Here is a 24,565-nt window from a genome sequence, read left to right on the forward strand (position 1 = left end):
TTCTTTCCCATGACCCTCTACCTGGCGTCCCAGAGTCCCCGCCGCCGCCAGTTGCTGGAGCAGTGGGGCGTGCCCTGCGAGTTACTGCTGCCCGACGCCGATGAGGACGCCGAAGCGCTGGAAGCCGTGCGGCCCGGTGAGGCGCCGGCTGTCTATGTGCAGCGCGTGACGGCGCTGAAGCTGCAGGCCTCTCTGGCGCGTCTGCAGCGGCGGGGGCTGCCTGCGGCACCGGTGCTGTGCGCCGACACCACCGTGGCGCTGGGCCGCCGCATCCTGGGCAAACCGGCCGACGAGGCCGATGCCCGGCGCATGCTGGCCGCGCTGTCGGGGCAGCGCCACCGCGTCATGACCGCCGTGGCCGTCGGCCTGCCAGCGGTGCGCGAGCGCCCGGCCCGCGCCTGGCAGGCCTTGTCGACGTCCTGGGTGCGCTTTGCGCCGATGACACCGGCACAGATCCGCGCCTACGTGGCCACCGGCGAGCCCATGGGCAAGGCCGGTGCCTACGCCATCCAGGGGTTGGCGGCGATGTGGATCGCCCACATCAGCGGCAGCCATTCGGGCATCATGGGCCTGCCCGCCCACGAAACGGCCGGGCTCTTGCGGCAGGCCGGCGTGCGCTTCGTCGGGACCTGATCGCCGCCGCAGTCCCCCAGAACAACCGAACCGAGACAAGGCCATGACGCAGGACATCCTCATCAACTGGTCTCCGCAGGAGACGCGCGTGGCCGTGGTGGAGCAGGGCGCGGTGCAGGAGGTGCACCTGGAGCGCACGCTGGAGCGTGGCCTGGTCGGCAACATCTACCTGGGCAAGGTCTCCAGGGTGCTGCCCGGCATGCAGTCCGCGTTCATCGACATCGGGCTCGACCGCGCAGCGTTCCTGCACGTGGCCGACCTCATGCCCAACATCGCGGCCAAACACGCCGGTCCCCGTGACAAGCCCGCCACAGAGGCGGCACCGGGCGCAGCGGCCCGCACCGGCCAGCGGGTGCTGCACCCCGACCCGGTGTTGCCTATCGAGCGCCAGGTGTTCGAGGGGCAGGCCCTGATGGTGCAGGTGCTCAAGGACCCGATCGGCACCAAGGGCGCGCGGCTGACGGCGCAAATCAGCATCGCCGGGCGCCTGCTGGTGTTTCTGCCGCAGGACAACCACATCGGCGTGTCCCAGAAAATCCCGACTGCCCAGCGCGATGCCTTGCGCCAGCGTCTGCAGGCGCTGACCGCGCTGTCCGATGGCAGCCCGGCAGGGGGCTTCATCTTGCGCACCAACGCCGAGGACGCGTCGGACGACGAACTGCGTGACGACATCGCCTACCTGCGCAAGACCTGGAAGCGCATCCGCGAGGCCGCCACCCAGCAGCCACCGGCCACGCTGTTGTACGAAGACCTGAGCCTCATGCAGCGCGTGCTGCGCGACCTGGTCGGTGCGCAGACGCAGGCGATCCGCATCGATTCGCGCGAACAGTTCGGCGTGCTGCAGCGTTTCGCCAGCGAGTTCATGCCCGACACGCTGCCGCGCCTGCAGCACTACAGCGGCGAGCGGCCGATCTTCGACCTGTTCGGCATCGACGAGGAGATCGTGCGCGCGCTCAGCCGCCGGGTCGATCTCAAGTCGGGCGGCTATCTGGTGATCGACCAGACCGAGGCGCTGACCACGGTGGACGTGAACACCGGGGGCTTCGTCGGGGCCCGCAACTTCGACGACACCGTGTTCCGCACCAACCTGGAAGCCGCGCAGGCGATCGCGCGCCAGTTGCGGCTGCGCAACCTGGGGGGCATTGTCATCGTCGACTTCATCGACATGGTGCGCGACGAGCATCGCGAGGCCGTGCTGGTCGAGTTCCGCAAGCAGCTCGCGCGCGACCGGGTCAAGACCATGGTGGGCGGCTTCTCGCAGTTGGGGCTGGTGGAGATGACGCGCAAGCGCACGCGCGAGTCGCTGGCCCAGATGCTCAGCGAACCGTGTGCCGCCTGCGGCGGGCGCGGCACGGTCAAGACCGCGCGCAGCCTGTGCTACGACATCCTGCGCGAAATCCTGCGCGAGGCCCGGGCATTCAATCCGCGCGAATTCCGCGTGCTGGCGTCGCCACAGGTGGTGGAGCTGTTTCTGGACGAAGAGAGCCAGCACCTGGCCGGTCTTTCGGATTTCATCGGTAAACCCATCTCGCTGCAAAGCGAGGCCGCGATGACGCAGGAACAGTACGACATCGTGCTGCTGTAAGCGCTACCGACGGCTCATTGGGCACCCCATCGGGGCCTCCGGACAGGCGGCGTTACGCCGATTACGGCCCGTTACGAAAAGCGCCTTCGGTGCCTGCTCAGGTGATGCACATTGCCGACATCGGCGTGTCGCATTGGGCATTTTCCTGTTGCGATGCAGCAGATCGATGGGGGCGGGAACACAATGCTTTTTGCCCTGTTCCTTTTTTGAAACCCTTGCTTCATTACATCGAAATGCATCACATCAAGCTCACCCCCCTGGCGCTGCTGACCGGCAGCCTTCTGGTCACTACCGCCTTCGCCGCCCCGACCGTGGACAAGGAAGGCAACACCGGTTACGCCACGGCCGCCGAATGCGACGCCGCCGTGATCGCCGGCACCGCGCGTTTCTACCAGCCCGTCACCCAGATGCCGACCAAGCTGCAAAAGGGCGAAAAACGTGTGAGCAAAGGCAAGCTGTCCGACCTCGGTCCGGCCTACCAACTGGGCGCTTGCGACCTGGGCGTCGGCCGCAAGAACGGCCGCAATGGCGTTTCCAAGGCCCTGCAGGGCAAGTACGTGCCGTTCTCGCCCGACAGCGCGGTGAACCTCTATGCCGACGCCACCGGCAAGACCGTGCGCGCCAGCATGGCCCAGTGCGACAACCGCTTCTCCGGTGCCTTCCCGCGCGCCGTGCCCGTGCCGCCGCCGGCACCGGTGGCCGTGGCGCCCGCCCCCGCGCCGGCTCCGGCCCCTGTGGTGGCCGCTCCCGCACCTGCTCCGGCCCCCGTGGTGGTGCCGGCTCCCGCCCCGGCTCCCGTGGCCAAGAAGGGCATCACCCCCTACGTGTTCGGCACGCTGGGGGCGGTCAACGACAGCGTCAACTACGGCGCACCGGCGGGCCTTTCGAACGTGGGTGACAGCGATCGCCAGAGCGGTGGCCAACTGGGCGTGGGCCTGCAGTTCAACGACCTGTTGGGTGCCGAACTGTTCTACCAGGGTGGCAAGAAGCACGAATACACCGCCTTCAACGGCACCGGCTATGACATCGGCGTCAAGGCGCTGGGCGCCCGTCTGACCCTGGGCACCAACGTGACCGAAAAGCTGCGCCTGTTCGGCAAACTGGGCGCCGCCCGTGTGACGCACGACCTGTTCACTGGCGGCGACGAGTCCAAGACCCGCGCCCTGCTGGGTGCTGGCCTGACCTACTCGCTCAGCGAGAACCTGGGCGTGCGCTTCGACTACGACCACATCCGCCGCCAGGGCAGCAGCACCAACCCGCGCTGGGGCAACATCGACTACTTCGGTCTGGGTCTGCAGTACAGCTTCTGATCCCCGCGCGTCCGTCGCACCAGGGCTCCTTCGGGAGCCCTTTTTTTGGTCACTGTCATGCCCGCGTGAGCGGGCACTCAGCCTCCGGTGCTCAGGGATGCCCGGTTCCGGCCGCCGTGAAGTCCTGCGCGTGCAGGCGCGCGTACAGGCCTTGCTGTTGCAGGAGTTCGGCGTGGGTGCCTTGTTCGATGACCCGGCCTTCCGCCAGCACCACGACACGGTCGGCGTGCTCGATGGTGCTCAGGCGGTGGGCGATCACGAGCGTGGTGCGGCCCTTCATCAGGCGTGTCAGGGCATCCTGCACCAGCCGTTCGGACTCGTTGTCGAGCGCCGAGGTGGCCTCGTCGAGGATAAGGATCGGCGCGTTCTTGTAGATCGCGCGGGCGATGGCCAGGCGCTGGCGCTGGCCGCCGGAAAGTTCGGTCGCGTTGTGGCCCACGTTGGTGTGGATGCCCTGCGGCAGTTGCTCGACCAGATCGAGCAGGTTGGCCGAGGCCAGGGCCTGCCGGATGCGGGCCTCGTCGCGCGTATCTTCACTGGCCCCCAGTGAGACGTTGGCGGCCAGCGTGTCGTTGAACATCACCACGTCCTGGCTGACCATGGCGAACTGGCGCCGCAGGCAGTCGAGCTGCCAGTCGGGCAACGGCACCCCGTCCAGGCGGATGTCGCCGCTTTCCGGGGCGATGAAGCGCGGCAGCAGATTGGCCAGGGTGGATTTGCCGGAGCCGGACGGGCCGACCAGCGCCACCACCTGGCCGGGCGCAACGTGCAGGTTCAGCCCTCGCAACGCCACGCGCCCGTCATCGCCGTCGCCCTTGCCGGGGTAGCGCACCCAGACACCGTCCAACGTGAGTTCGCCCCGCACGGCCTTGTCGGGGCAGTACGCGCCGCCCGCCTGTTCGGGGGTCTGTTCGATCAGTTCCAGCCCCCGTTCCAGGGCGGCCAGGCCGCGGGTGATGGGGCCGGCGATTTCGGCCAGGTGCCGCACCGGCGCCACCAGCATCAGCATGGCGGTGACGAAGGCCACAAAGTTGCCGACGGTGACCCCGTTGGCATGGCTTTGCCAGAGCGCCACCGAAATCACAGCGGACAAAGCGACGGCCGCCAGCACCTGGGTGAGCGGCGTCATGGCCGCCTGCGCGACGGTGCTTTTGAGCGCCAGGCGCCGCAGGGCCTGGCTCAGGTGCCCGAAGCGCTGTTGCTGAGGCGCCTGCGCCTCGTGCAGGCGCACGACGCGGTGCGCCATCACGTTCTCTTCGACCACATAGGCCAGTTCGTCGGTGGCTTCCTGGCTGGTGCGCGTGAGGCGGTACAGGCGACGCGAGAACACACGCATGACGAAGATCAGTGCCGGGAACAGCAGCACCACGATCAGGGTGAGCCGCCAGTTCAGGTAGAGCAGGTAGCCCATGAGCGCGACCAGTGTCAGGCTGTCCTTGGAGAAAGTGAGCAGAGCGTTGACCAGCGTGGTCGTGCCCGACTGCACCTCGTAGACCAGCGTGTTGGACAGGCGGCTCGCGCTCTGGCGCGCGAACAGGCTCGCGTCGGCACGGCTCATGCGCGAGAACATCGCCTCGCGCAGGTTGAGCAGGCCCAGGCTCGCGGTGTAGGACAGCGCGTACTGGGCGATGAAACCGGCCAGGCCCCGCACGGCAAACAAACTGATGAGCGCGGCGGGAACCATCCACAGTGCGATGGCTCCATCGTTGAATCCACGGTCCAGCAGCGTCTTCAGCAGGGCGGGAATCATCGGCTCCGTGATGGCGCCGAGCACGGTGCCGGCCAAGGCCAATGCAATGCCTGCCTTGGCCGAGCGGAAGTAAGGCCAGAATCGCCGGAGGCGCTGCAAAATCGTGGGGGAGGGCGCAGTCTTGTCGGTCATGTCGGCGGGTGTGCGGTCCGGGAAACCGGACCGGTTTCTGCAGCGGAGAGGCGGTGTTTGTGCATGCTGCAGCGCACATATTGTCACGGCGTGACGCCGGGCTTCCGGTATTATCCGACGGCATGCGTCAGCGCGATTTTTCCGGTCCCCAACGATCTTCTCGAACACCGCTGCCCATGCAGGATTCTTTCGCTCCCATTGCCCCTCTGTCCCCTTCGCGCCGCGCCCTGCTGGGCTGTGCCGTCACGCTGCCGGCGCTTGCGCTCTCCGCACCGCCTGCGCTGGCCCAGTTCCGGGTCGAAGTTTCTGGCGCAGGCGCTTCCCAGATTCCTTTTTCCGCCGTCACGTTCCGCGACAACGGGATCCTCTCCGATGACATCGCCGCCATCGTGCGGGCCGATCTGGAACGCAGCGGGCTGTTCCGTTTTGTGGCGCCGCTGCCCGTGGCGCACGACGAAATGTCGCGGCCCGATTTCAACGCCTGGCGGCAGAAGACGGCCGATGCCTTGCTGACAGGCAGCGTCAGCCGCCTCGCCGACGGCCGTTTCGACGTGCGCTTCCGCGCCTGGGACACGGTCAAGGGTCAGGAACTGGGTGCCATGCAGTTCACGGAGCCGCAGAACCGTATGCGCAACGTGGCCCACAAGATTGCCGACTACCTGTACGAGCGGCTGACGGGCGACAAGGGCGTGTTCTCCACGCGCATCGCCTACGTCACCAAGCAGGGCAGCCAGCACCGCCTGATGATCGCCGACGCCGATGGCGAAGGCTCCGCGGCCGCGTTCACCAGCAGCGAGCCCATCATCTCGCCGAGTTGGGCGCCGGGCGGCTCGCAGGTGGCCTACGTGTCGTTCGAGTCGCGCAAACCGGTCATCTATTCGCACGACATCTTCTCGCGCCAGCGGCGCATGCTCGCCAACTTCCGCGGCTCCAACAGCGCGCCTTCGTGGTCGCCTGACGGCCGCCAGTTGGTGGCCACGCTGTCGCTGTCGGGCAATTCGCAGATTTACGCCATGGCGTCCGGCGGCTCCTCGCCGCGCCGGCTCACCAATTCGGGCAGCATCGACACCGAGCCGGTGTTCAGTGCCGACGGTCGCAGCATCTACTTTGTCAGCGACCGGGCGGGCAGCCCGCAGATCTACCGCATGGATGCACAGGGCGGCGGCGCGCAGCGCATCACCACCTCGGGCACCTACAACATTTCGCCCTCGCCCAGCCCGGACGGCCGGCTGCTGGCTTTCATCTCGCGCATCGGTGGGGCGTTCCGCCTGCACGTGATGGATCTGTCGTCGGGATCGGTCTCGGCACTGACCGAGACCAGCGCCGACGAAAGCCCGAGCTTCGCACCCAACAGCCGCCTGATCGTCTACGCCACCCGCGAAGGTGGTCGCGATGCGCTCATGACCACCACCGTCGACGGCCGCGTCAAGACCCGCCTCGCCAGCAGCCAGGGCGATATCCGCGAACCCGACTGGGGCCCTTTTGCGGCCTGATCCGATTTATCCACCGTCTCCGTCTGCTCACTGATTCCTCTGAAAGGTCCACCATGTCTCCAACCCGGCGCCGCATTTCTCCCTGGTCCCAACGCATCGGCGGCTTGCTGCTGTGCCTCACGCTGGCTGCCTGCGGCTCCAGTGTCAAGCTCGATGACGTGCCGGTGGAAGACCGCAATGCCGGCGGTGCCCAGACCGGGCAGAACGGTGTCGATCCGCGCACCGTGCAGGGCGTGGACATGACGCAGGACGGCGCGGCCGGTATCGGCCAGCAGCCCGTCGGCCTGGCCCGCGTGGTGTACTTCGATTACGACAGCTTCGACGTGCGCGCCGATGGCCGCACCGTGATCGATAGCAATGTGCGCTACCTCAAGGCCAACCCCAGCCGCCGCGTCAGCCTTGAAGGCCATACCGACGAGCGTGGCGGGCGCGAATACAACCTGGCGCTGGGTCAGAAGCGCGCCGAGGCCGTGCGCCGTGCGCTCGCGGCCCAGGGTGTCCCCGATGCCCAGATGGAAGCCGTGAGCTTCGGCGAGGAAAAGCCGGCCGAGATGGGCAGCGACGAAAGCGCGTACGCAAAAAACCGCCGCGTTGAAATCCTCTATCGCTGAACCTGATGCCGTTGCGTTCCCTCTCTCTCCGCGAACTGCTGCTCGGTGGCGGCTTGGCAGCCACGCTGCTGGCGCCGCTGCCGGCCCAGGCCCTGTTTGACGACAACGAAGCGCGCAAGGCCATCATCGAACTGCGCCAGAAGTTCGATGCCAACAAGGCTGCGACCGACGCGGCCCTGTTGCGCCTCGGTGACGAGGTGCGCGATCGTCGGCCTCTCAACGAGCTGATGAACCAGATCGAGCAGTTGCGTGCCGAGCTGGCCCAGTTGAAGGCGCAGAACGACAGCTTGTTGCGCCAGGTGGCCGATCTCCAGCGCGGCCAGCAGGCAGCCCAGGCCACGGTGGACGAACGCCTGCGCCAGTTCGAGCCGGTACCGGTGACGGTCGACGGTCTGACCTTCGATGTGCAGCCCGCCGAAAAGCGTGAGTACGACGCCGTCATGGACGTTGTGCGCCGCTCCGACTTTGCCGGGGCCGCCGCCGGGTTCGAGACCTTCCTGCGCCGGTATCCGGACAGCGGCTACACGCCGTCCGTGCTGTACTGGCTGGGCAATGCCCAGTACGCGAACCGTGCCTACCGCGAATCCCTGGGCACGCACCGCCGGCTGGTGAACACCTACCGCGACCACCCGCGTGCCCCCGAGGCCCTGCTGGCCATCGCCAACAGCCAGGTCGAGCTCAAGGACGCACGCTCTGCCCGCAAGACCCTGGAAGACCTGATCAAGGGCTACCCGCAGTCCGAAGCCGCCGCCGTGGCGCGCGACCGCCTGTCTCGCCTGCGCTGATCCCGCCTGTGCCGCGCCCTGTCGTGCGCTGAGGACTCTGCCGCGCCGGACGCCAAAGTCCCGCGCGCGCTTCTACAATCGCGGCCCATGGAACCGGCCGACTTTCAACAACTCAAATCCCACGTGCTCTGGGCCGCTTTTGCGGCCTCTGCCGTTTTTGGCTTCATCACGCAGCGCACCCATTTCTGCACCATGGGCGCGATCAGCGACGTCGTGAACATGGGCTCCTGGGTCCGCATGCGCATGTGGGGCATGGCGGTCGGCGTGGCCATGATCGGCTTCCAGCTGATGACCTGGCTGGGCTGGATCGACCCGACCCAGACGATCTACGCCCCGGGGCGCATCATCTGGCTCTCGGCCCTTGTGGGCGGTGCGCTGTTCGGCTTCGGCATGGTGCTGGCTTCGGGCTGCGGCAGCAAAACCCTGGTGCGCATCGGCACCGGCAGCCTCAAGGCGCTGGTGGTGTTCTTCGTGATGGGGTTTGCGGCGTTTGCCACCATGCGCGGCATTCTGGCGGTGGTGCGCGTCCGCACTGTGGATCAGGTGGCCTTCGACCTCCCGGGAGGCAGTGCCGTGCCGGCTGCGCTGTCGGCATGGGCTGGTGGCGACGCCAGCATGCTGGGCCTGCTCATGGGACTGGTCGTCGGTGGCGGTCTGGTGCTGTGGGCGCTGGCGAACGCAGAATTTCGCGCCTCGTTCAACCACTGGCTGGCCGGCGCCGGCATCGGGCTGGTGATCGTGGCCATGTGGTGGATCAGCGGCCACCTGGGTTTTGTGCCCGAGCACCCGGAAACCCTGGACCCGGTCTACGTGGCCACCAATTCCGGTCGCATGGAAGCGCTGACCTTCACCGCCCCCATGGCTTATGCGCTGGACTGGCTCATCCACTTCAGCGACACCTCCAAGCTGCTCACCATCAGCGTGGTGTCGGTGGCCGGCGTGGTGGTGGGCGCCTTCGTCCAGGCCCTGTGGGAGCGCAGCTTCCGCTGGGAAGGTTTTCGGGACACCCAGGACACCGCCTTGCACATCGTGGGCGCGCTGTGCATGGGCGTGGGCGGCGTGACCGCCATGGGCTGCACGGTGGGGCAGGGCCTGTCGGGCCTGTCGACACTGAGTCTGACCAGCATGATCGCCGTGGCCGGTATCGTGCTCGGTGCTCTGGGCGGCTTCCGCCTGCAGATGTGGTTGCTGGAGCGCGGCTGAGCCGTGCCGGTGGGCGGTTTACGCGATGGCACCTGAATTCGAGCGCCGCTTCGGCGGCCTGCGCCGTCTCTATGGCGCAGCCGGGGCGCAGCGCCTGTTTGACGCGCACGTGGCGGTGGTCGGCATCGGTGGTGTCGGCTCCTGGGCGGTCGAAGCGCTGGCGCGCAGCGGCGTGCGGCGGCTCACGCTGATCGACCTGGACCACGTCGCCGAGTCGAACATCAACCGCCAGATCCACGCCAGCGAAGCCACGCTGGGCCAGGCCAAGGCCGAGGCCATGCGCGAACGCATCGCGCTCTACCACCCGGATGCGGTGGTCGATGTGGTCGACGACTTTGTGACCGCGGACAACTGGCCCGCGCTGATGGCCGGGTTGCCGCCACCCGACGCCCTCATCGATGCCTGCGACCAGGTGCGCGCCAAGACCGCGATGGCCGCCTGGGCCCTGCGTGAGTCCAGGCCCTTGGTCACGGTGGGCGCGGCCGGTGGCAAGCGATTGCCGCAGGCGGTGGAGGTGGGCGATCTGGCCGGCACCACGCACGATCCTTTGCTGGCCAAGCTGCGCTACCAGTTGCGGCGATCGCACGGCGCCTCCCGCGAAGGGCGCATGGGCGTGACCTGTGTGTTCAGTCGCGAAAACGTGGCACCACCAGACGCGGCCTGTCTGGTCGATGGCGCCGCCGCACCGGGTGCAGCGCTCAATTGCCATGGCTATGGCTCGGCGGTGAGCGTGACCGCCACCTTCGGTCTGTGCGCAGCGGGCTGGGTGCTCAATCACCTGGCCGAAGGGCGGGGCTGAACGGCCCAAGAAAAAAGGTCCACAGCCGTGTGGCGGTGGACCTTTTTGGGGATTCTGGTAGGACGTGAGGGATTCGAACCCACGACCAACGGATTAAAAGTCCGCTGCTCTACCAACTGAGCTAACGTCCCCCATGCAGACTTAACAAAAAATCTGTCAGGTGCTGCGAAGCCCACGATTATAGCGCAATCGCGGGCCATCTTCGGAGGCATCGACGGCGATGCCTTTGCTCAGCCCGTCTCGTGCAGGCCGCCCAGGCCCCACAGGGCTTCAGCGGCCACCCGCTCCTGCTGAATGCGCAGCGCCAACGCCTGCGCCGAGCCGCCCAGGGGACGGTTGTCGATCGCGCGCAGGCGGCTCTGCACAGTGGGTTCACCCAGCACCGCCTGCGCGGCACGGTTGAGCGCATTCAGCCGATCGGCAGGCGTGCCCGCCGGTGCAAAAAGACCGAAGGTGGACCACAGATTTGCCTGGGGCAAGCCCAGTTCGGCCAGGGTCGGCACCCCGGGCAGGGTGGACGAGCGTTCCGGTGCACCCAGGGCCAAGGCGCGCAGCCGGCCTTGGCGCACGTGCGCGAGTTGCTGCGGAGCGAGGTTGCTGGAGAGCAGGTGAAACTGCCCACCCAGTGCGTCGTTGATCTGCTGGCCCCCGCCCTTGTACGGGATGTGCACGATCGGCGCCCCGCTGGCTTGGCGGGTATGGGCCAGCACCAGATGACCTGTGGTGCCGCGGCCGGAGCTGGCCCAGCGCAACCCACCGGGTATCTGCCGGGCCTGCTGCAAGGCCGAGGGCAGGTCGTGGGCGGCCAGTGCCGGTGTGGCCAGCAGCAGCAGGGGCGTGGCCATCACGGCCATCACCGGCACCACGTCGCGTGTCGGATCGAAGCCCAGGCGCATCATGAGCGGCAACACCGTCAACGGGGTGATGGCCGACCAGAGCAGGGTGTGCCCGTCGGCAGGTGCCCGACTCAGGTGTTCGAAGGCCAGGGTGCCGCTGGCTCCAGGCCGGTGGCGCACGACGACCGCCACCCCCAGCCGCCCGGCCAGGCGCTCGGCCAACAGGCGGGCCACCTCGTCGCTCACCCCGCCCGGCGGGTAGGCCACCACGAGTTGCACTGGGCGCTGCGGCCATGGGGTTCCCGCCTGGGCCGCCGGCAGAGCGACCAGGGCGCTCACGCCGGCCTCGATCAGCCAGCGGCGGCGGTTCGGTGCGGCGGCATGGGTCACGGTTGTGCCAGCTCGCGTGCCATCGCGATCAGGTGCGCCAACGGGCCTTCGGCGTCGCTGCGGCGCCAGGCCAGGGTCAGCGGCGCCGACAGCGCCTGCCCGCCGGCAATGGGGCAGTAGACGATGGCCTCCGGGTGGGCACCGCTCATGGACGCGGGCACCACCGACACGCCGGCACCGGCAGCGACGAGGTTCAGGTTGGTCATCATGCGGTCGACCTCGGCGACGATGCGTGGCTGGAAACCGGCCTGCTCGCACAGCCGCAGCCAGTTGGCGTAGAGGCCCGGCGCCCCCGGGCGCCGGACCAGGATGAAGCCGTCGTCGCGCAGGGCTTGCGGTGCCAGGGGGCGTGGCCGGCCGTCGGGCACCAGCGGATGGCCCCAGGGCAGTGCGAGCATGGCCGGCTCGGTCAGCAAGGTGAGCATGTCGATGCCGGGCGGGTGGTTCACCGGTACCCGCAGCAGGCCGGCGTGCAGGCGGCCGGCGACCAGGGCATCCAGAATGTCCTCGGCGTTGTGCTCGCTCAGGCGCAGCTCGATGCCCGCGAAGCGCTGTCGACATTCGCGCAGCAGGCGCGGGGTGAAAGCATGGGCCGCGGCCGAGCTGGTGAAGGCCACGTCGAGCACGCCTTCGCGCCCGGCGGCGATGCGCGCCATGCGCTCCTGCAGGGCACCCATGCCGGCCACCAGGCGCTGTGCTTCGGTGCGCAGCACCTGGCCGGCGGGCGTGAGGGCCACGCCCTTGGGGTGGCGGCGCAGCAGCGGTACGCCCACTTCGTGTTCCAGGGCCATGATCTGCTGGCTCAGCGGCGGCTGCTGAATGCCCAGAACCTCGGCCGCGCGCGTGAGGGAGCCGGCATCGGCCACGGCGAGAAAGTAGCGCAGGTGGCGAATATCCATATTCATATGATATGGACTTTCATAGTTCCATATATTTGACGTCTCCTTTGGCCAGCCGTATCGTCGCACGCCTCATTCCACGACACAAGGAGACACGGTATGGCAACGATGATTCGACGGTCCTGCGCCCCCACAAGCCGGTGGCGGTACGGTTTGCTGGCGGCGCTGCTGGCGCAGGCCGGCTGGGCGTTGGCACAGATGCCCGCAGCCCCGGCGCGCGACGAATTTTTCTGGCTGGGAGCGATCAACAAGGCCACGGCGGTAATCAATACCGACGAAGGCCTGCTTGATCGGCAGCTCGCGCCGCGCCTCGCCGCCGGTATCGACAAGGTGCTGGCCGATGGCGGCCAGCCCGGCGGCGCCCGGCCGCGCACCGTGATTTCTTTCGAGCCGTTGCTGATCAAGGCGGCCGGCCCTGAAGTCACCTGGCTGCACGCCGGGCGCTCCAGCCAGGACATGCACGCCACCTACCGCGCCGCGATTCTGCGCGACGAACTGCTGGTGCTGGCCACGGAGTTGAACCGCACCACCGAAGCGCTGGTGAAACTGGCCGACAAGCACCAGGCGACCATCGTGCCCAACTACACCAACGGCGTGGCCGCCCAGCCCAACAGCCTGGGGCACAACCTGCTGGGCCATGCGGCCGGTCTGGAGCGCGACGCGCAGCGCTTGCGCGAGGCCTATGCCCGCATCGACCGCTCGGCCATGGGCACGACGGTGCTCAACGGGTCGAGCTGGCCGCTCAACCGCCGCCGCATGGCCGACTACCTGGGCTTTGCCGGTACGGTCGACAACGCCTACGACGCTTCGCAGATTTCGTCCATGGAACACCCCGTGGAAGTGGGGGCGGTGGTGACCGCCATTGCTCTGCACGCCGGGCACTTCATCGAAGACGTGATGGTGCAGTACGCCGCGCCGCGCCCCTGGATGCTGCTGGCCGAGGGCGACGGCAACACCTACGTGTCCAGCGCCATGCCACAAAAGCGCAACCCCGGCCTGCTCAACAGCACGCGGCGCCAGGCTTCCGGCGTGATCGCGGTGGCCCTGGGGCCGGTGATCCGCGCCCACAACATCACCCCGGGCATGGCCGACCCCAAGGAGGTCCAGGACAACAGCGCCCTGGTGCGCAGCACGGTGGCGATGCTCAAGGGCTGGCAGCGCATCCTGGGTGCGCTGGTGGTCAGCCCGGAGCGGGCACTGGAAGAGCTCGACAGCGACTGGACCGCGTCACAGGAACTGGCCGATCTGCTGATGCGCCAATACCAGGTGCCGTTCCGCATGGGGCATCACTTCGCCTCCGATCTGGTCGACCACGCGCGCCAGAACAACCTGCGGCCCTCCAACTTCCCTTATGCGACGGCGCGCGAGATTTACGCGCGTACCCTGAGCAAAGACGGTGGCAACCCCGAGCTGCCGATGAGCGAGGCGGAATTCAAGGCCGCGCTGGATCCGGTGGCCATCGTGCGGGCGCGCGCCACCGCAGGTGGGCCGCAGCCGGCCGAGATGGTGCGGATGCTGTCGCTGGCCCAGCAGCAGATCCAGGCGCAATCGGCGTGGATCGCGCAGCGCCAGCAGCGCATTCAAGGCGCGCTGGCCCAGCTCGATACCGATTTCAAGGCCTTGTTGCCCAAGCCCTGAGCGGGCTGTCGATCTCCCCGTTCAGGGGCGTCGGGGCAGGGGTGTGCGGGCGTCGGCATCGCCATCGGCCCAGACTCCCCGGCGTGCGATGCGGGCTTCCTGCTGGGCCTGCAGCAGGGCGGCCGTGCCACCTTCGCCCAGGGAGAGCGCCCAGGCCAGGCCCGCGCGAACCTGGGCGTCGGCGGCGCGCTGGCCCTGGCATTCGACATCGGCGGTAACTCTGCCGCCAGCGCGCGGCGGCGTACGCGGCCGCAGGGTGACCGCCTGGCGCTCGCACAGTTGGCGCAGTGCGAGCCGGGCGGTCCCGCTGCGGGGGTGTGTCGGGTCCGGTGCCTGAATGCCGGCCACGCGCACCGTCAGCGTCTGCGCGGCAGCGGCTTCACCACAGCGCACGGACAGTGCATCACCGCTCGTCACGGCGATGGCCAGACAGAACAGAACGGCGGTGCTCATGCCCGCCACCACCGTGCCCAGGAGGGGCAGGTCACTTCTTCTTGATCAGGCCGTAGACCACCAGCAGCAGGATCGCGCCGATCACCGAAGCGATGAACCCCGCCGCCTGGCCCGGGGCGTACAGACCCAGGGCCGCACCCAGGTAGCTGGCCACGAAGGACCCGGCGACCCCGAGCAGGGCGGTCATGATCCAGCCCATGCTGTCGTTGCCGGGTTTGATGGCGCGCGCGACGAAGCCGGCGATGAGACCGATGAGGAGGGTGCCGATGATCGACATCATGGTGAAAGACCTTTCAGGGGACGATGAACCAGGGCAGCGCCGCCGTTGGCCGGGCGCTGTGCTGGGGCCACTGTAGCGCCGAAGTGCCGCCCCTGCGTGACAGCGGGGTGAGCCGCACGCAGGTCGTGGCACCGGGCGCGCAGCGCGTCACACGCGTGTGGTGCGCGGGCGCCGCGAGCCTGGTTTGCAGCGGGGCGCGTAGTCAGCCCGTGGCTTCGGCCGACGCCGCCTCGATGGCTTCGCTCAGCTCCAGCCAGCGGGCTTCGGCCGTCTCCAGCGCGTCGCCCACGGCCTTCAGCCGCCGGCCGGCTTCGGCGATCTCGGCCGGCGGCAGGTTGCCGCTGAGCGCGGTTTCCAGCCCGGTTTTTTCCGCTTCCAGGCCGGCCATGCGCTTTTCCACCTGCTCCAGTTCCTTGCGCAGCGGGCGCAGCCGCTCGGTCACTTGCTGGCGGCGTTGGGCGTCCAGCCGGCGCTGTTCGCCGCTGCGCGGCGCCGGGGCGCTGGCGGGGGGCGCCGGATCATCGGGGCGGGGTGCTGCGGCCACCGGCGCAGGCGGTTCGGCGGTCGCTGCACTCTCGGTCGCCGCGGCGGCCGCCACCGATTTGCCCGCCGCGCGCTGGGCCTCGCGCGCCTGCCGTGCCACGTCGAGCAGGTAGCGCTGGTAATCGTCGAGGTCGCCGTCGAACGGCGCGATGCCGCCGCGCGAGACCAGCCAGAACTCGTCGCACACCGCCCGCAGCAGGGCCCGGTCGTGGCTGACCAGCATCACCGTGCCTTCGAACTCGTTGAGCGCCACCGACAGCGCTTCGCGCGTGGCCAGATCCAGGTGGTTGGTCGGTTCGTCGAGCAGCAGCAGATTGGGGCGCTGCCAGACGATCATGCACAGCACCAGGCGCGCCTTTTCGCCGCCGCTCATGGTGCCCACGGCCTGCTTGACCTGGTCGCCGGTGAAGTTGAAGGTGCCCAGGAAGTTGCGCAGGTCCTGTTCGCGCGTGGCCTGGCCGGCCAGACGGCCCTGCGCCGTGCAGTCCTTGACCAGGCGGATCATGTGCTCCAGCGGCGTATCGGCCGGGCGCAGCACATCGAGTTCCTGCTGCGCGAAATAGCCGATGTTCAGGCCCTTGCCTTCGGTGATCTCGCCGCTGATCGCCGTCAGGTCGCGCGCGATGGTCTTGACCACCGTGGACTTGCCCTGGCCGTTGGCGCCCAGGATGCCGATGCGCTGTCCGGCCAGCACCGACTTGCTGACGCCGCGCACGATCACCGTCGGGTCACCCGTTTCCTGCAGCGGCGGGTAGCCGAAGCTGACCTCGTGCAGGGCCAGCATGGGGTTGGGCAGGTTCAGCGGTTCGGCGAATTCAAAGGTGAATTCGGCCTCGGCCAGCACCGGCCCGATCTTTTCCATGCGTTCGAGCGCCTTGACCCGGCTCTGCGCCTGCTTGGCCTTGCTGGCCTTGGCCTTGAAGCGGTCGATGAACTTCTGCAGGTGCGCCATCTTCTCCTGCTGGCGCGTGTAGGCCGAGGCCTGCAGGGCCATCTGCTCGGCGCGCATGTCTTCGAAGCGGCTGTAGTTGCCGCCGTAGCGGTGCAGCTGGGCGCGTTCGATGTGCACGGTGACGTTGGTCACGGCATCCAGGAATTCGCGGTCGTGGCTGATCACCAGCAGCGTGCCCTGATAACGCTTGAGCCAGTCTTCCAGCCAGACCAGGGCGTCCAGGTCCAGGTGGTTGGTCGGTTCGTCGAGCAGCAGCAGCTCGCTCGGGCACATCAGCGCACGGGCCAGTTGCAGGCGCATGCGCCAGCCGCCCGAGAAGCTGTTGACCGGCCGATCGAGTTCGTCGGTGCGGAAGCCCAGGCCCAGGATCAGCGCCTGCGCGCGCGACGGTGCATCGTGGGCGCCGGCGTCGTGCAGCGCCATGTAGGCGTGCGCCATGCGTTCGCCGTCATCGCTGGCCTCGGCCGCCGTCACCTCCTGCTGGGCAGCCAGCAGGGTCACGTCGCCTTCGATGACGAACTGCGTCGCCGGCATGTCGGTTTCGGGCATGTCCTGCGCGACCTGCGCCATGCGCCATTGCGGAGGAATGGAAAAATCGCCCTTGTCCTCGTGCAGCGTGCCGTCGAGCAGGCGGAACAGGCTGGATTTGCCGGCACCGTTGCGTCCCACCAGACCGATTTTTTCGCCCGGATTGAGGGTGCAGGACGCGCCGTCGAGCAGCACCCGGGTGCCGCGGCGCAGGGTGATGTTGCGCAGACTGATCATGCCGCGTCCTCCGGCAGCGCCAGCATGTCGCGGGTGAGCAGCAGCACCTGGTCGCTGCCGGCGCTGGTCTCCAGCCAGTCGGGCAGCAGGTGCGGGAAGGCGGCTTCGAAGTGTTCGCGCTCGTTGCCGATTTCCAGCACCAGCACGGCGTTTTCGGTCATGCGGGCCGGTGCGTCGCGCAGCAGGCGGCGGACGAAGTCCATGCCATCGGCGCCGCCGGCCAGGGCCAGTTCGGGCTCCGCCCGGTACTCGGGGGGCAGCGCGGCCATGCTGCCGGCGTTCACGTAAGGCGGGTTGCAGAGGATCAGGTCCCACGGACCGGGGCAGGCGGCCAGGCCGTCGGACTCGACCAGGGTGATGCGTTCCTGCAGACCGTGTTTGTCCACATTGATGCGGGCCACGGCCAGTGCATCGGCGGAAAGGTCGGCGCCGGTGACCTGGATGTCGGGCCAGGCCATGGCGGCCAGCACGGCCAGGCTGCCGTTGCCGGTGCACAGGTCGAGCACCTGCCGCGTGTCTTCGGAGAGCCAGGCGTCGAAGCCGCCGTCGGCGATCAGTTCGGCGATGAAGCTGCGCGGCACGATGCTGCGCTCGTCCACGTAGAACGGCACGCCTTGCAGCCAGGCTTCGCGGGTGAGGTAGGCCGCGGGCTGGCGGGTGGCGATGCGGCGTTGAATCAAGGCGTTGGCCGCCTGCGCCTCGGCTTCGGTCACGGGGCGGGTGGCCAGGGTGCCGAGGTCGCTGTCCAGCGGCAGGCCGAGCTGCCACAGCACGAGCCAGGCGGCTTCATCGTGGGCGTTGGTGGTGCCGTGGCCATAGGCCAGGGCGGCGGCGTCGAGGCGGGCGGTGGCGCCCGCCAGCAGGTCCTGCAGGGTCATGTGGGTGGGGCCGGGTGTCAGCGGCCAGTGGCTGGGGCAGCCAGGTTTTCCAGCGTGCGGCGGTAGATGGCGGTGAGCGGTTCGATGTCGGCCAGCGCCACGTGTTCGTCCACCTTGTGGATGGTGGCGTTGGGCGGGCCGAGTTCGATCACCTGCGGGCAGACGCGGGCGATGAAGCGGCCGTCGCTGGTGCCGCCGGTGGTGGAGAGCTCGGTTTCGATGCCGGTCTCTTGCCGAATGGCATTGCGCACGGCGTCGACCAGCGTGCCAGGCGTGGTGAGAAAGGGCAGGCCACCCACCGTCCAGGCCAGGTCGTAGTCGGTGCCGGCTTGCAGGCCGTACCGCGCCAGCAGCCCGGCCACGCGCTGCTGCAGGCCTTCGGGCGTGGACTCGGTGCAGAAACGGAAGTTGAAGTCCAGCACCACGGCGCCGGGAATCACGTTGCTGGCGCCGGTACCGCCGTGGATGTTGCTGACCTGCCAACTCGTGGGCGGGAAGAAGGCGTTGCCTTGGTCCCAGGTGGTGGCGGCCAGTTCGGCCAGCGCGGGCGCGAGCAGGTGGATCGGGTTCTTCGCCAGGTGCGGGTAGGCGATGTGGCCCTGGACGCCCTTGACCGTGAGCTTGCCGCTCATGGTGCCGCGGCGGCCGTTCTTGATCATGTCGCCGGTGCGCTCGACCGAAGTGGGTTCGCCGACGATGCACCAGTCCAGCCGCTCGCCGCGCGCCTGCAGCCATTCGCAGACTTTCACGGTGCCGTCCACGGCCGGGCCTTCTTCGTCACTGGTGAGCAGGAAGGCGATGTCGATCGGCGCGTCGGGCTGCGCGGCCAGGAACTGTTCGCAGGCCACGACCATGGCCGCCAGCGAGGTCTTCATGTCGCTGGCGCCGCGCCCGTAGAGCCGGCCGTCGCGGTGCGCGGGCACGAAGGGGTCGCTTGTCCACAGGTCCAGCGGGCCGGTGGGGACGACATCGGTGTGACCGGCGAACACCAGCGTGGGGTGCTGGCCACTGCCACGGCGGGCCCAGAGATTGGTGACGCGGAAGTCGGCCGGGCCGCTTTCCAGGGTTTCGCAGGCAAAGCCCAGTGCCTGCAGCCGTTCGGCAATCAGGGCCTGGCAGCCCTCGTCCCGCGGGGTGACAGAGGGACGCGAGATCAGGGCTTCGGTCAGGCGCAGGGTAGCGGTCATCAGAATTTGACGTCGAGCGTGAACTCGGTGAAGGTGGGCGCCTCGTTGGGGTCGTCTTCGACCGGCAAGGCCTGCTGGGCGGTCTTGCTGGCGTTGAAGTCGTTCTGCAGGCGCCACAGCAGGTTGTTGGGCGAGTCGGCGTGGGCCAGCGCCTCGTTGCGCGAGACCAGCCCGTCGACCACGAGGCGCGCCAGATCCTGCTCAAAGCTCTGCGAGCCTTCGGCCAGCGATTTTTCCATCGCCTCGCGCACGCCGGAGAAGTCGGCCTTCTGGATCAGGTCGGCGATCAGTGCGGTGTTGAGCATCACCTCCATGGCCGGCACACGGCCGCCGGTGTGGGTGCGCAACAGGCGCTGCGAGACGATGGCGCGCAAGGCGGCGGCCAGGTCGCCCAGCATGGTGGGACGCACTTCCACCGGGTAGAAGCTCAGGATCCGGTTGAGCGCCTGGTAGCTGTTGTTGGCGTGCAGCGTGGCCAGGCACAGGTGGCCGGAGTGCGCGTAGGCGATGGCGGCCGACATGGTTTCGCGATCGCGGATTTCGCCGATCAGGATCACGTCGGGCGCCTGCCGCAGCGCATTCTTCAGGCCGACTTGCAGCGAGGCGGTGTCGGAGCCGATCTCGCGCTGGTTGATCACCGACTTCTTGTTGCGGAAGACGTATTCGATCGGGTCTTCGATCGTCAGGATGTGGCCGGTGTTCTGGGCGTTGCGGTGGTCCACCATGGCCGCCAGCGTGGTGGTCTTGCCGGCCCCGGTGGCGCCGACCATGATGATCAGGCCGCGTTTTTCGAGCACCAGATCGGACAGGATCGGCGCCACGTTCAGCGAGTCCAGCGCCGGCACGTCTTCCGGCACATACCGGATCACCACCGCGTAGGTACCGCGCTGGCGCATGGCGCTGACGCGGAAGTTGCCGATGCCCTCGATCGGCACACCCAGGTTGAGTTCCCCCGTTTCCTGCAGCTCTTCCAGGCGGGTCGGCGGCAGGATCTCGGACAGCAGGTTGCGCGGGGCTTCGGGCGGCAGCACCTGGCTGTTGATCGGGATCGTCTGGCCGTTGATCTTGATCATGGCCGGCGCGTGGGCCGACAGGTACACGTCCGAGGCCTTCTTTTCGGCCATCAGGCGCAGGATGCGCTCCATCGTTCCGCTACCGCTCATACCGGTTCCTTCCGTCAGAGGGATTCAAGGGGGCCGTTCAAACCGATCCAGGGGCGTGCGGCGCTCAGTCGCGCAGCAGGTCGTTCAGGCTCGTCTTGGAACGGGTCTGCGCGTCCACCGTCTTCACGATGATGGCGGCGTAGGTGCTGTAGTCCTGGCCCGACTTGGTCTTCTTGGGCAGGTTGCCGCTGATGACCACCGAGCCCGAGGGCACGCGACCGTAGCTGATCTCGCCGGTGTCGCGGTTGAAGATCGGGGTGCTCTGGCCGATGTACACGCCCATGCCCAGCACGGAGTTTTCTTCGACGATCACGCCCTCGACCACTTCGGAGCGGGCGCCGATGAAGCAGTTGTCTTCGATGATGGTCGGGTTGGCCTGCAGGGGTTCGAGCACGCCGCCCAGGCCCACACCGCCCGAGAGGTGCACGTTCTTGCCGACCTGCGCGCAGGAGCCCACGGTGGCCCAGGTGTCGACCATGGTGCCCTCGTCCACGTAGGCGCCGATGTTCACGTAGCTGGGCATCAGGATCGCGCCCTTGGCGACGAAGCTGCCGCGGCGCGCCACGGCGGGCGGCACCACGCGCACGCCGGCGGTCTTGAGCTCGGCTTCGGACAGGTCGGAGAATTTGGTGTCGACCTTGTCGAAGAAGGACAGGCCACCGGCCTTGACGACGGCGTTGTCCTTCAGGCGGAACGACAGCAGCACCGCCTTCTTGATCCACTGGTGCACCGTCCACTGGCCGACGCCTTCGCGGGTGGCCACGCGCAGGCGGCCGGTATCGAGTTCGGCGATCACGTGTTCGACCGCGTCCAGCACCTCCTTGGGGGCGGAGGCGGGGTTGAGTTCGGCACGGTTGTCCCAGGCGTTGTCGATCAGGGTTTGCAGTTGTTGCGTCATGTCGCTTGGCTCGAAGAGTCGGAAAGTCAGGGGGTCAAAGAAAAAGGGGAGCGGTGGCGCCTCAGGCGTGGGCGCGGCAGAAGTCGACGATGCGATGCGCCGCTTCCAGGCATTCGGCTGGCTCGGCCACCAGGGCCATGCGCACCCGGCCCGCGCCCGGGTTGGTGCCGCCGGCTTCGCGCGCCAGATAGCTGCCGGGCAGAACCGTCACATTGTATTGAGCCAGCAGCTCGCTGGCGAAGGCCTCGTCGGCGCTGAGCCCCGGAAGGCGGCCCGCGAAACCTGCCGGCACGCCGGCCCACAGGTAGAAGGCCGCGTCGGGCAGCGCCACGTCGAGCACCTCGGCGAGCAGCGGGGTGACGGCGGCGAACTTCTCGCGGTACTGCCGCCGGTTGTCGATCACGTGCGCCTCGTCGCCCCAGGCGGCAACGCTGGCGGCCTGCACGGCCGGGCTCATGGCGCCGCCGTGGTAGGTGCGGTAGAGCAGGAAGGCCTTGATCAGCGCCGCATCGCCGGCCACGAAGCCGCTGCGCAGGCCCGGCACATTGCTGCGTTTGGACAGGCTGGTGAACATCACCAGGTTGCGGAAATCGTGGCGTCCGAGGCGCACCGCGGCTTCCAGGCCGCCCAGCGGCGGCTCATCGCGGAAGTAGATCTCGCTGTAGCACTCGTCGGAGGCGATGACGAAGCCGTACCGGTCGCTCAGCGCAAACAGCGTTTCCCACTCGGACAAGGGCATCACGGCGCCCGTGGGGTTGCCCGGCGAGCACACATAGATCATCTGCGTGCGCTGCCAGACCGCTTCCGGCACGCTGGCCCAGTCCGCCGCAAAATTGCGCGCCGGCACGCTGGGCACGTAGTAGGGCTCGGCGCCGCCGAGCAACGCCGCCCCTTCGTAGATTTGATAGAAGGGGTTCGGAAAGGCCAGGGTGGCGCCGGGCTTGGACGGGTCGAGCACCGTCTGCGCGAACGCGAACAGCGCCTCGCGCGAACCGTTCACAGGCAGGACCTGGGTGCCCGGATGGACGCTCACGCCGTACCGGCGCTGCAGCCAGCCGGCGCAGGCTTCACGCAGGCCCGGCTCGCCCGCCGTGGCCGGGTAGCCGGTCAGCCCGGTGTCCAGCGATGCGGCGAGCGCGTCCTTGAGCATCTGCGGGGTGGCGTGTTTGGGTTCGCCGATGCCCAGGCTGATGGCGCGGTGCGCCGGGCTGGGCGTGACGTCGGCGAACAGCCGGCGTAGCCGTTCAAAAGGGTAGGGCTGCAGGCGGGAGAGCAGGGGATTCATGGCGGCCGATTATCCGGGATGGCCAACCCGTCCCGGCGAGGTGACAGCACCCGTCCGGGCACAATAGCCGGCCAAGACGCTGGCCGGGCTCCGAGCCGGCCGCAGGAGACAAGCATCGAAGCGCGCGCCGGGGGGCGTTGTGGCCCCGGCACGTTGTGCGTCCTTTGTTTTCGGCCGGTGGCCCGCCCAGGTTTTCAACCCGCGCGCGCCCCGGCCCCGCTGGTCATGAACCCATCTTCTTCCCTGTCGCAGGTGCAGACCCTGCCGCAATTGCTGGCCTGGCGCGTGGCCGAAACGCCCGATGGCGAGGCCTACCGCGAGTTCGACCCCCGGTCCGGCCAATGGGTGTCCACCACCTGGGCCGAGGCCGGCCAGCGCATCGCCCGGTGGCAGGCGGCGCTGGCCGTCCAGGCCCTGCCGGCCGGCGCGCGCGTCGCCATCCTGCTGCCCAACGGGTTGGACGCGGTGTGCATGGACCAGGCCGTGCTGGCGCTGGGCTGTGTGCCGGTGCCGCTGCACGACCTGGACAACCCGGGCAGCATCGCCTACATCCTGGCGGACTGCGAGGCGGCCTGCCTGATCGTCAACCAGCCGCCGCAGTGGAAGGCGATCCAGGGCACGGGCGTCGACATGCCGGCGCTGGGCCGCGTGGTGCTGCGCCAGGGCCAGCCGGGCGATCTGCCCGCTGCGGACGCGCGGGTGGTGGCCCTGGCCGACTGGCTGCAGGCCGGCGCCGCTGCGGCGCCGGCCACTTCGGTGCACGCGCCGGCCGCCGACGACCTGGCTGCGGTGGTCTACACCTCGGGCACCACCGGCAAACCCAAGGGCGTGATGCTGACGCACCGCAACGTGGTGGCCAATGTGCAGGCCACACTCGACCGCGTGCCCGCCGGGCCGTCAGACCGTTTCCTGTCGTTCCTGCCGCTCTCGCACACGCTGGAGCGCACCGCCGGCTATTACCTGCCGATGGCGGCCGGTGCCTGCGTGGCCTATGCCCGCTCGGTGGCGCTGCTGGCGGAAGACCTGCGCAGCCAGCAGCCCACGGTGCTGATTTCGGTGCCTCGCATCTACGAACGGGTTTACGGGCGCATCCAGCAGGCGCTGGCCGGCTCGGCGCTGCGCGGTTTCCTGTTCGAGACCGCCCAGTCGGTGGGCTGGCGGCGCTTCCGCCGGCGCCAGGGGCTGCCGTTGACGGCGCAGGATGCGGCCGTCGGCGCCTGGCGCGACGCGCTCGTCTGGCCGTTGCTGGAGCGCCTGGTGGCCCGTCCGCTGCTGGCGCAGTTCGGGGGCCGCATCCGGCTGGCCATCAGCGGGGGCGCGCCGCTTTCGGCGGCCATGGCGCGGTGTTTTCTGGGGCTGGGCCTGCAGGTGGTGCAGGGCTATGGCCTGACCGAAACCTCACCGGTGGCGGCGGCCAACGGCGAACACGACAACGACCCACAGACCGTGGGCCGTCCGCTCCAGGGCATGGAAATCCGCCTCGGCGAGAACGCCGAGATCCAGATTCGCGGCCCCAGCGTGATGCGCGGCTACTGGAAGCGGCCCGAAGACACGGCCAGGGTGCTGTCGGCCGATGGCTGGTACGCCACCGGAGACCAGGGCGTGTTCGAGGACGGGCGGCTGCGCATCCAGGGGCGTCTCAAGGAAATCATCGTCACCTCCACCGGGGAAAAGGTTTCGCCGGCCGATCTGGAGCTGGCGATCCTGGCCGACAGCCTGTTCGCCCAGGCCTGGGTGACGGGCGAGGGGCGCCCGTTCATCGCCGCCTTCGTGGTGCTGGAGCCGGATGCCTGGCGGGTGCTGGCCGCACGCTCGGGCTGGACGGCCGACGAAGCGACGCTGGCGCAGCCAGCGGTGCGCGAGGCGCTGCTGCAACGGCTGCGCGCCGCCACGCGCGACTTTCCGCACTACGCCCAGCCGCGTGCCGTCTGGCCGGTGCTGGCGCCGTGGACGCCTGAAAACACCCTGCTCACGCCGACGCTGAAACTCAAACGCAACAACCTGGCGACACATTTCCGCGACGCGCTCGAAAGCCTGTACCGCCGCTGAGCCGGGCGGGTCGCTCAGTTAACATCCAGTCTCGCCGTGGCGGCCGGT

Annotated in this window: 21 protein-coding genes and 1 tRNA gene; 10 read left to right on the plus strand and 12 right to left on the minus strand. The window is 68.6% G+C overall.

Annotated elements, in window-relative coordinates:
• The first annotated feature begins 9 nt into the window (after nucleotides 1-9).
• The 3 genes from QQK43_RS01820 to QQK43_RS01830 all read left to right on the plus strand — a co-directional run bounded on the left by QQK43_RS01820 (nucleotide 10) and on the right by QQK43_RS01830 (nucleotide 3,528).
• A complete protein-coding gene (locus tag QQK43_RS01820) occupies nucleotides 10-633 on the plus strand; it encodes a Maf family protein (protein ID WP_284306404.1) in 624 nt (207 codons plus the stop codon).
• Nucleotides 634-676: 43 nt separating this feature from the next.
• Nucleotides 677-2,218: a ribonuclease G gene (gene rng / locus QQK43_RS01825; protein ID WP_284306405.1), complete on the plus strand. Its 1,542-nt coding sequence runs from the start codon at nucleotides 677-679 to the stop codon at nucleotides 2,216-2,218.
• 233 nt (nucleotides 2,219-2,451) lie between these two features.
• Entirely contained in the window at nucleotides 2,452-3,528 is a 1,077-nt protein-coding gene (locus QQK43_RS01830; RefSeq protein WP_284306407.1) for an outer membrane beta-barrel protein, read from the plus strand.
• A gap of 91 nt (nucleotides 3,529-3,619) precedes the next feature.
• Here the strand turns inward: QQK43_RS01830 and msbA are convergent, their stop codons facing one another.
• Entirely contained in the window at nucleotides 3,620-5,410 is a 1,791-nt protein-coding gene (gene msbA, locus QQK43_RS01835) for a lipid A export permease/ATP-binding protein MsbA (protein WP_284306408.1), read from the minus strand.
• A 176-nt stretch (nucleotides 5,411-5,586) separates the two neighbouring features.
• Here msbA and tolB point away from each other — a divergent pair, with 176 nt between their 5' ends.
• The 5 genes from tolB (at nucleotide 5,587) to QQK43_RS01860 (ending at nucleotide 10,301) form a co-directional block, all read left to right on the plus strand.
• A complete protein-coding gene (gene tolB, locus QQK43_RS01840; protein ID WP_234266514.1) occupies nucleotides 5,587-6,903 on the plus strand; it encodes a Tol-Pal system beta propeller repeat protein TolB in 1,317 nt (438 codons plus the stop codon).
• Between the two features lie 53 nt (nucleotides 6,904-6,956).
• Entirely contained in the window at nucleotides 6,957-7,514 is a 558-nt protein-coding gene (pal, locus tag QQK43_RS01845; protein ID WP_284306409.1) for a peptidoglycan-associated lipoprotein Pal, read from the plus strand.
• 5 nt (nucleotides 7,515-7,519) lie between these two features.
• Nucleotides 7,520-8,299 carry a tol-pal system protein YbgF gene (ybgF, locus tag QQK43_RS01850; RefSeq protein WP_284306411.1) on the plus strand — a complete coding sequence of 260 codons (780 nt, stop codon included), beginning with the start codon at nucleotides 7,520-7,522 and terminating at the stop codon, nucleotides 8,297-8,299.
• Nucleotides 8,300-8,386: 87 nt separating this feature from the next.
• Nucleotides 8,387-9,502 carry a YeeE/YedE family protein gene (locus QQK43_RS01855; RefSeq protein WP_284306412.1) on the plus strand — a complete coding sequence of 372 codons (1,116 nt, stop codon included), beginning with the start codon at nucleotides 8,387-8,389 and terminating at the stop codon, nucleotides 9,500-9,502.
• A gap of 25 nt (nucleotides 9,503-9,527) precedes the next feature.
• Nucleotides 9,528-10,301 (plus strand): tRNA threonylcarbamoyladenosine dehydratase, encoded by a 774-nt coding sequence (locus QQK43_RS01860; RefSeq protein WP_284306413.1) that lies wholly within the window; start codon nucleotides 9,528-9,530, stop codon nucleotides 10,299-10,301.
• 55 nt (nucleotides 10,302-10,356) lie between these two features.
• On the opposite strand, the gene QQK43_RS01865 is transcribed toward QQK43_RS01860, so the two are convergent.
• The 3 genes from QQK43_RS01865 to QQK43_RS01875 all read right to left on the minus strand — a co-directional run bounded on the left by QQK43_RS01865 (nucleotide 10,357) and on the right by QQK43_RS01875 (nucleotide 12,426).
• Nucleotides 10,357-10,432: transfer RNA gene (locus QQK43_RS01865), tRNA-Lys, on the minus strand.
• Between the two features lie 99 nt (nucleotides 10,433-10,531).
• Entirely contained in the window at nucleotides 10,532-11,527 is a 996-nt protein-coding gene (locus QQK43_RS01870; RefSeq protein ID WP_284306414.1) for a Bug family tripartite tricarboxylate transporter substrate binding protein, read from the minus strand.
• Entirely contained in the window at nucleotides 11,524-12,426 is a 903-nt protein-coding gene (locus QQK43_RS01875; RefSeq protein WP_284306415.1) for a LysR family transcriptional regulator, read from the minus strand. The genes QQK43_RS01870 and QQK43_RS01875 overlap by 4 nt, the downstream gene beginning before the upstream one ends.
• A 108-nt stretch (nucleotides 12,427-12,534) precedes the next feature.
• Here QQK43_RS01875 and QQK43_RS01880 point away from each other — a divergent pair, with 108 nt between their 5' ends.
• The gene (locus QQK43_RS01880; RefSeq protein WP_370465202.1) at nucleotides 12,535-14,064 is read left to right on the plus strand and encodes a lyase family protein; all 1,530 of its coding nucleotides are present in this window, start codon (nucleotides 12,535-12,537) and stop codon (nucleotides 14,062-14,064) included.
• A 21-nt stretch (nucleotides 14,065-14,085) separates the two neighbouring features.
• On the opposite strand, the gene QQK43_RS01885 is transcribed toward QQK43_RS01880, so the two are convergent.
• From QQK43_RS01885 to dapC, 8 genes are all read right to left on the minus strand, one after another.
• Nucleotides 14,086-14,517, minus strand: coding sequence for a thermonuclease family protein (locus QQK43_RS01885; protein WP_284306417.1), 432 nt, complete (start codon nucleotides 14,515-14,517; stop codon nucleotides 14,086-14,088).
• Nucleotides 14,518-14,548: 31 nt separating this feature from the next.
• Nucleotides 14,549-14,797 (minus strand): GlsB/YeaQ/YmgE family stress response membrane protein, encoded by a 249-nt coding sequence (locus QQK43_RS01890; RefSeq protein ID WP_234266505.1) that lies wholly within the window; start codon nucleotides 14,795-14,797, stop codon nucleotides 14,549-14,551.
• Between the two features lie 202 nt (nucleotides 14,798-14,999).
• Nucleotides 15,000-17,057: an ABC-F family ATP-binding cassette domain-containing protein gene (locus QQK43_RS01895; RefSeq protein WP_284306418.1), complete on the minus strand. Its 2,058-nt coding sequence runs from the start codon at nucleotides 17,055-17,057 to the stop codon at nucleotides 15,000-15,002.
• A complete protein-coding gene (gene prmB, locus QQK43_RS01900) occupies nucleotides 17,054-17,935 on the minus strand; it encodes a 50S ribosomal protein L3 N(5)-glutamine methyltransferase (protein WP_234266503.1) in 882 nt (293 codons plus the stop codon). The genes QQK43_RS01895 and prmB overlap by 4 nt, the downstream gene beginning before the upstream one ends.
• A 17-nt stretch (nucleotides 17,936-17,952) precedes the next feature.
• Nucleotides 17,953-19,122, minus strand: a complete 1,170-nt coding sequence (gene dapE, locus QQK43_RS01905) for a succinyl-diaminopimelate desuccinylase (protein ID WP_284306419.1) — start codon at nucleotides 19,120-19,122, stop codon at nucleotides 17,953-17,955.
• On the minus strand, nucleotides 19,122-20,285 hold the full coding sequence (locus tag QQK43_RS01910) for a PilT/PilU family type 4a pilus ATPase (protein WP_284306420.1): 1,164 nt from the start codon (nucleotides 20,283-20,285) through the stop codon (nucleotides 19,122-19,124). Before QQK43_RS01910 ends, dapE begins: the two co-directional genes overlap by 1 nt.
• A 64-nt stretch (nucleotides 20,286-20,349) precedes the next feature.
• Nucleotides 20,350-21,183: a 2,3,4,5-tetrahydropyridine-2,6-dicarboxylate N-succinyltransferase gene (gene dapD, locus QQK43_RS01915; protein WP_284306422.1), complete on the minus strand. Its 834-nt coding sequence runs from the start codon at nucleotides 21,181-21,183 to the stop codon at nucleotides 20,350-20,352.
• A gap of 61 nt (nucleotides 21,184-21,244) precedes the next feature.
• Nucleotides 21,245-22,468 carry a succinyldiaminopimelate transaminase gene (dapC, locus tag QQK43_RS01920; protein ID WP_284306423.1) on the minus strand — a complete coding sequence of 408 codons (1,224 nt, stop codon included), beginning with the start codon at nucleotides 22,466-22,468 and terminating at the stop codon, nucleotides 21,245-21,247.
• A gap of 225 nt (nucleotides 22,469-22,693) precedes the next feature.
• Here dapC and QQK43_RS01925 point away from each other — a divergent pair, with 225 nt between their 5' ends.
• The gene (locus tag QQK43_RS01925; RefSeq protein ID WP_284306424.1) at nucleotides 22,694-24,517 is read left to right on the plus strand and encodes an AMP-dependent synthetase/ligase; all 1,824 of its coding nucleotides are present in this window, start codon (nucleotides 22,694-22,696) and stop codon (nucleotides 24,515-24,517) included.
• The last annotated feature ends 48 nt before the right edge of the window (nucleotides 24,518-24,565 follow it).

It is taken from the genome of Hydrogenophaga electricum (assembly GCF_030160815.1).
Classification (GTDB): domain Bacteria; phylum Pseudomonadota; class Gammaproteobacteria; order Burkholderiales; family Burkholderiaceae_C; genus Hydrogenophaga; species Hydrogenophaga electricum.

What these genes read in the sequence shown, in the direction of transcription:
- QQK43_RS01820 (WP_284306404.1), top strand. Translation starts at nt 10, where the DNA reads ATGACCCTCTACCTGGCGTCCCAGAGTCCCCGCCGCCGCCAGTTGCTG.
- rng (WP_284306405.1), top strand. Translation starts at nt 677, where the DNA reads ATGACGCAGGACATCCTCATCAACTGGTCTCCGCAGGAGACGCGCGTG.
- QQK43_RS01830 (WP_284306407.1), top strand. Translation starts at nt 2,452, where the DNA reads ATGCATCACATCAAGCTCACCCCCCTGGCGCTGCTGACCGGCAGCCTT.
- msbA (WP_284306408.1), bottom strand. Translation starts at nt 5,410, where the DNA reads ATGACCGACAAGACTGCGCCCTCCCCCACGATTTTGCAGCGCCTCCGG.
- tolB (WP_234266514.1), top strand. Translation starts at nt 5,587, where the DNA reads ATGCAGGATTCTTTCGCTCCCATTGCCCCTCTGTCCCCTTCGCGCCGC.
- pal (WP_284306409.1), top strand. Translation starts at nt 6,957, where the DNA reads ATGTCTCCAACCCGGCGCCGCATTTCTCCCTGGTCCCAACGCATCGGC.
- ybgF (WP_284306411.1), top strand. Translation starts at nt 7,520, where the DNA reads ATGCCGTTGCGTTCCCTCTCTCTCCGCGAACTGCTGCTCGGTGGCGGC.
- QQK43_RS01855 (WP_284306412.1), top strand. Translation starts at nt 8,387, where the DNA reads ATGGAACCGGCCGACTTTCAACAACTCAAATCCCACGTGCTCTGGGCC.
- QQK43_RS01860 (WP_284306413.1), top strand. Translation starts at nt 9,528, where the DNA reads ATGGCACCTGAATTCGAGCGCCGCTTCGGCGGCCTGCGCCGTCTCTAT.
- QQK43_RS01875 (WP_284306415.1), bottom strand. Translation starts at nt 12,426, where the DNA reads ATGGATATTCGCCACCTGCGCTACTTTCTCGCCGTGGCCGATGCCGGC.
- QQK43_RS01880 (WP_370465202.1), top strand. Translation starts at nt 12,535, where the DNA reads ATGATTCGACGGTCCTGCGCCCCCACAAGCCGGTGGCGGTACGGTTTG.
- QQK43_RS01885 (WP_284306417.1), bottom strand. Translation starts at nt 14,517, where the DNA reads ATGAGCACCGCCGTTCTGTTCTGTCTGGCCATCGCCGTGACGAGCGGT.
- QQK43_RS01890 (WP_234266505.1), bottom strand. Translation starts at nt 14,797, where the DNA reads ATGATGTCGATCATCGGCACCCTCCTCATCGGTCTCATCGCCGGCTTC.
- QQK43_RS01895 (WP_284306418.1), bottom strand. Translation starts at nt 17,057, where the DNA reads ATGATCAGTCTGCGCAACATCACCCTGCGCCGCGGCACCCGGGTGCTG.
- prmB (WP_234266503.1), bottom strand. Translation starts at nt 17,935, where the DNA reads ATGACCCTGCAGGACCTGCTGGCGGGCGCCACCGCCCGCCTCGACGCC.
- dapE (WP_284306419.1), bottom strand. Translation starts at nt 19,122, where the DNA reads ATGACCGCTACCCTGCGCCTGACCGAAGCCCTGATCTCGCGTCCCTCT.
- QQK43_RS01910 (WP_284306420.1), bottom strand. Translation starts at nt 20,285, where the DNA reads ATGAGCGGTAGCGGAACGATGGAGCGCATCCTGCGCCTGATGGCCGAA.
- dapD (WP_284306422.1), bottom strand. Translation starts at nt 21,183, where the DNA reads ATGACGCAACAACTGCAAACCCTGATCGACAACGCCTGGGACAACCGT.
- dapC (WP_284306423.1), bottom strand. Translation starts at nt 22,468, where the DNA reads ATGAATCCCCTGCTCTCCCGCCTGCAGCCCTACCCTTTTGAACGGCTA.
- QQK43_RS01925 (WP_284306424.1), top strand. Translation starts at nt 22,694, where the DNA reads ATGAACCCATCTTCTTCCCTGTCGCAGGTGCAGACCCTGCCGCAATTG.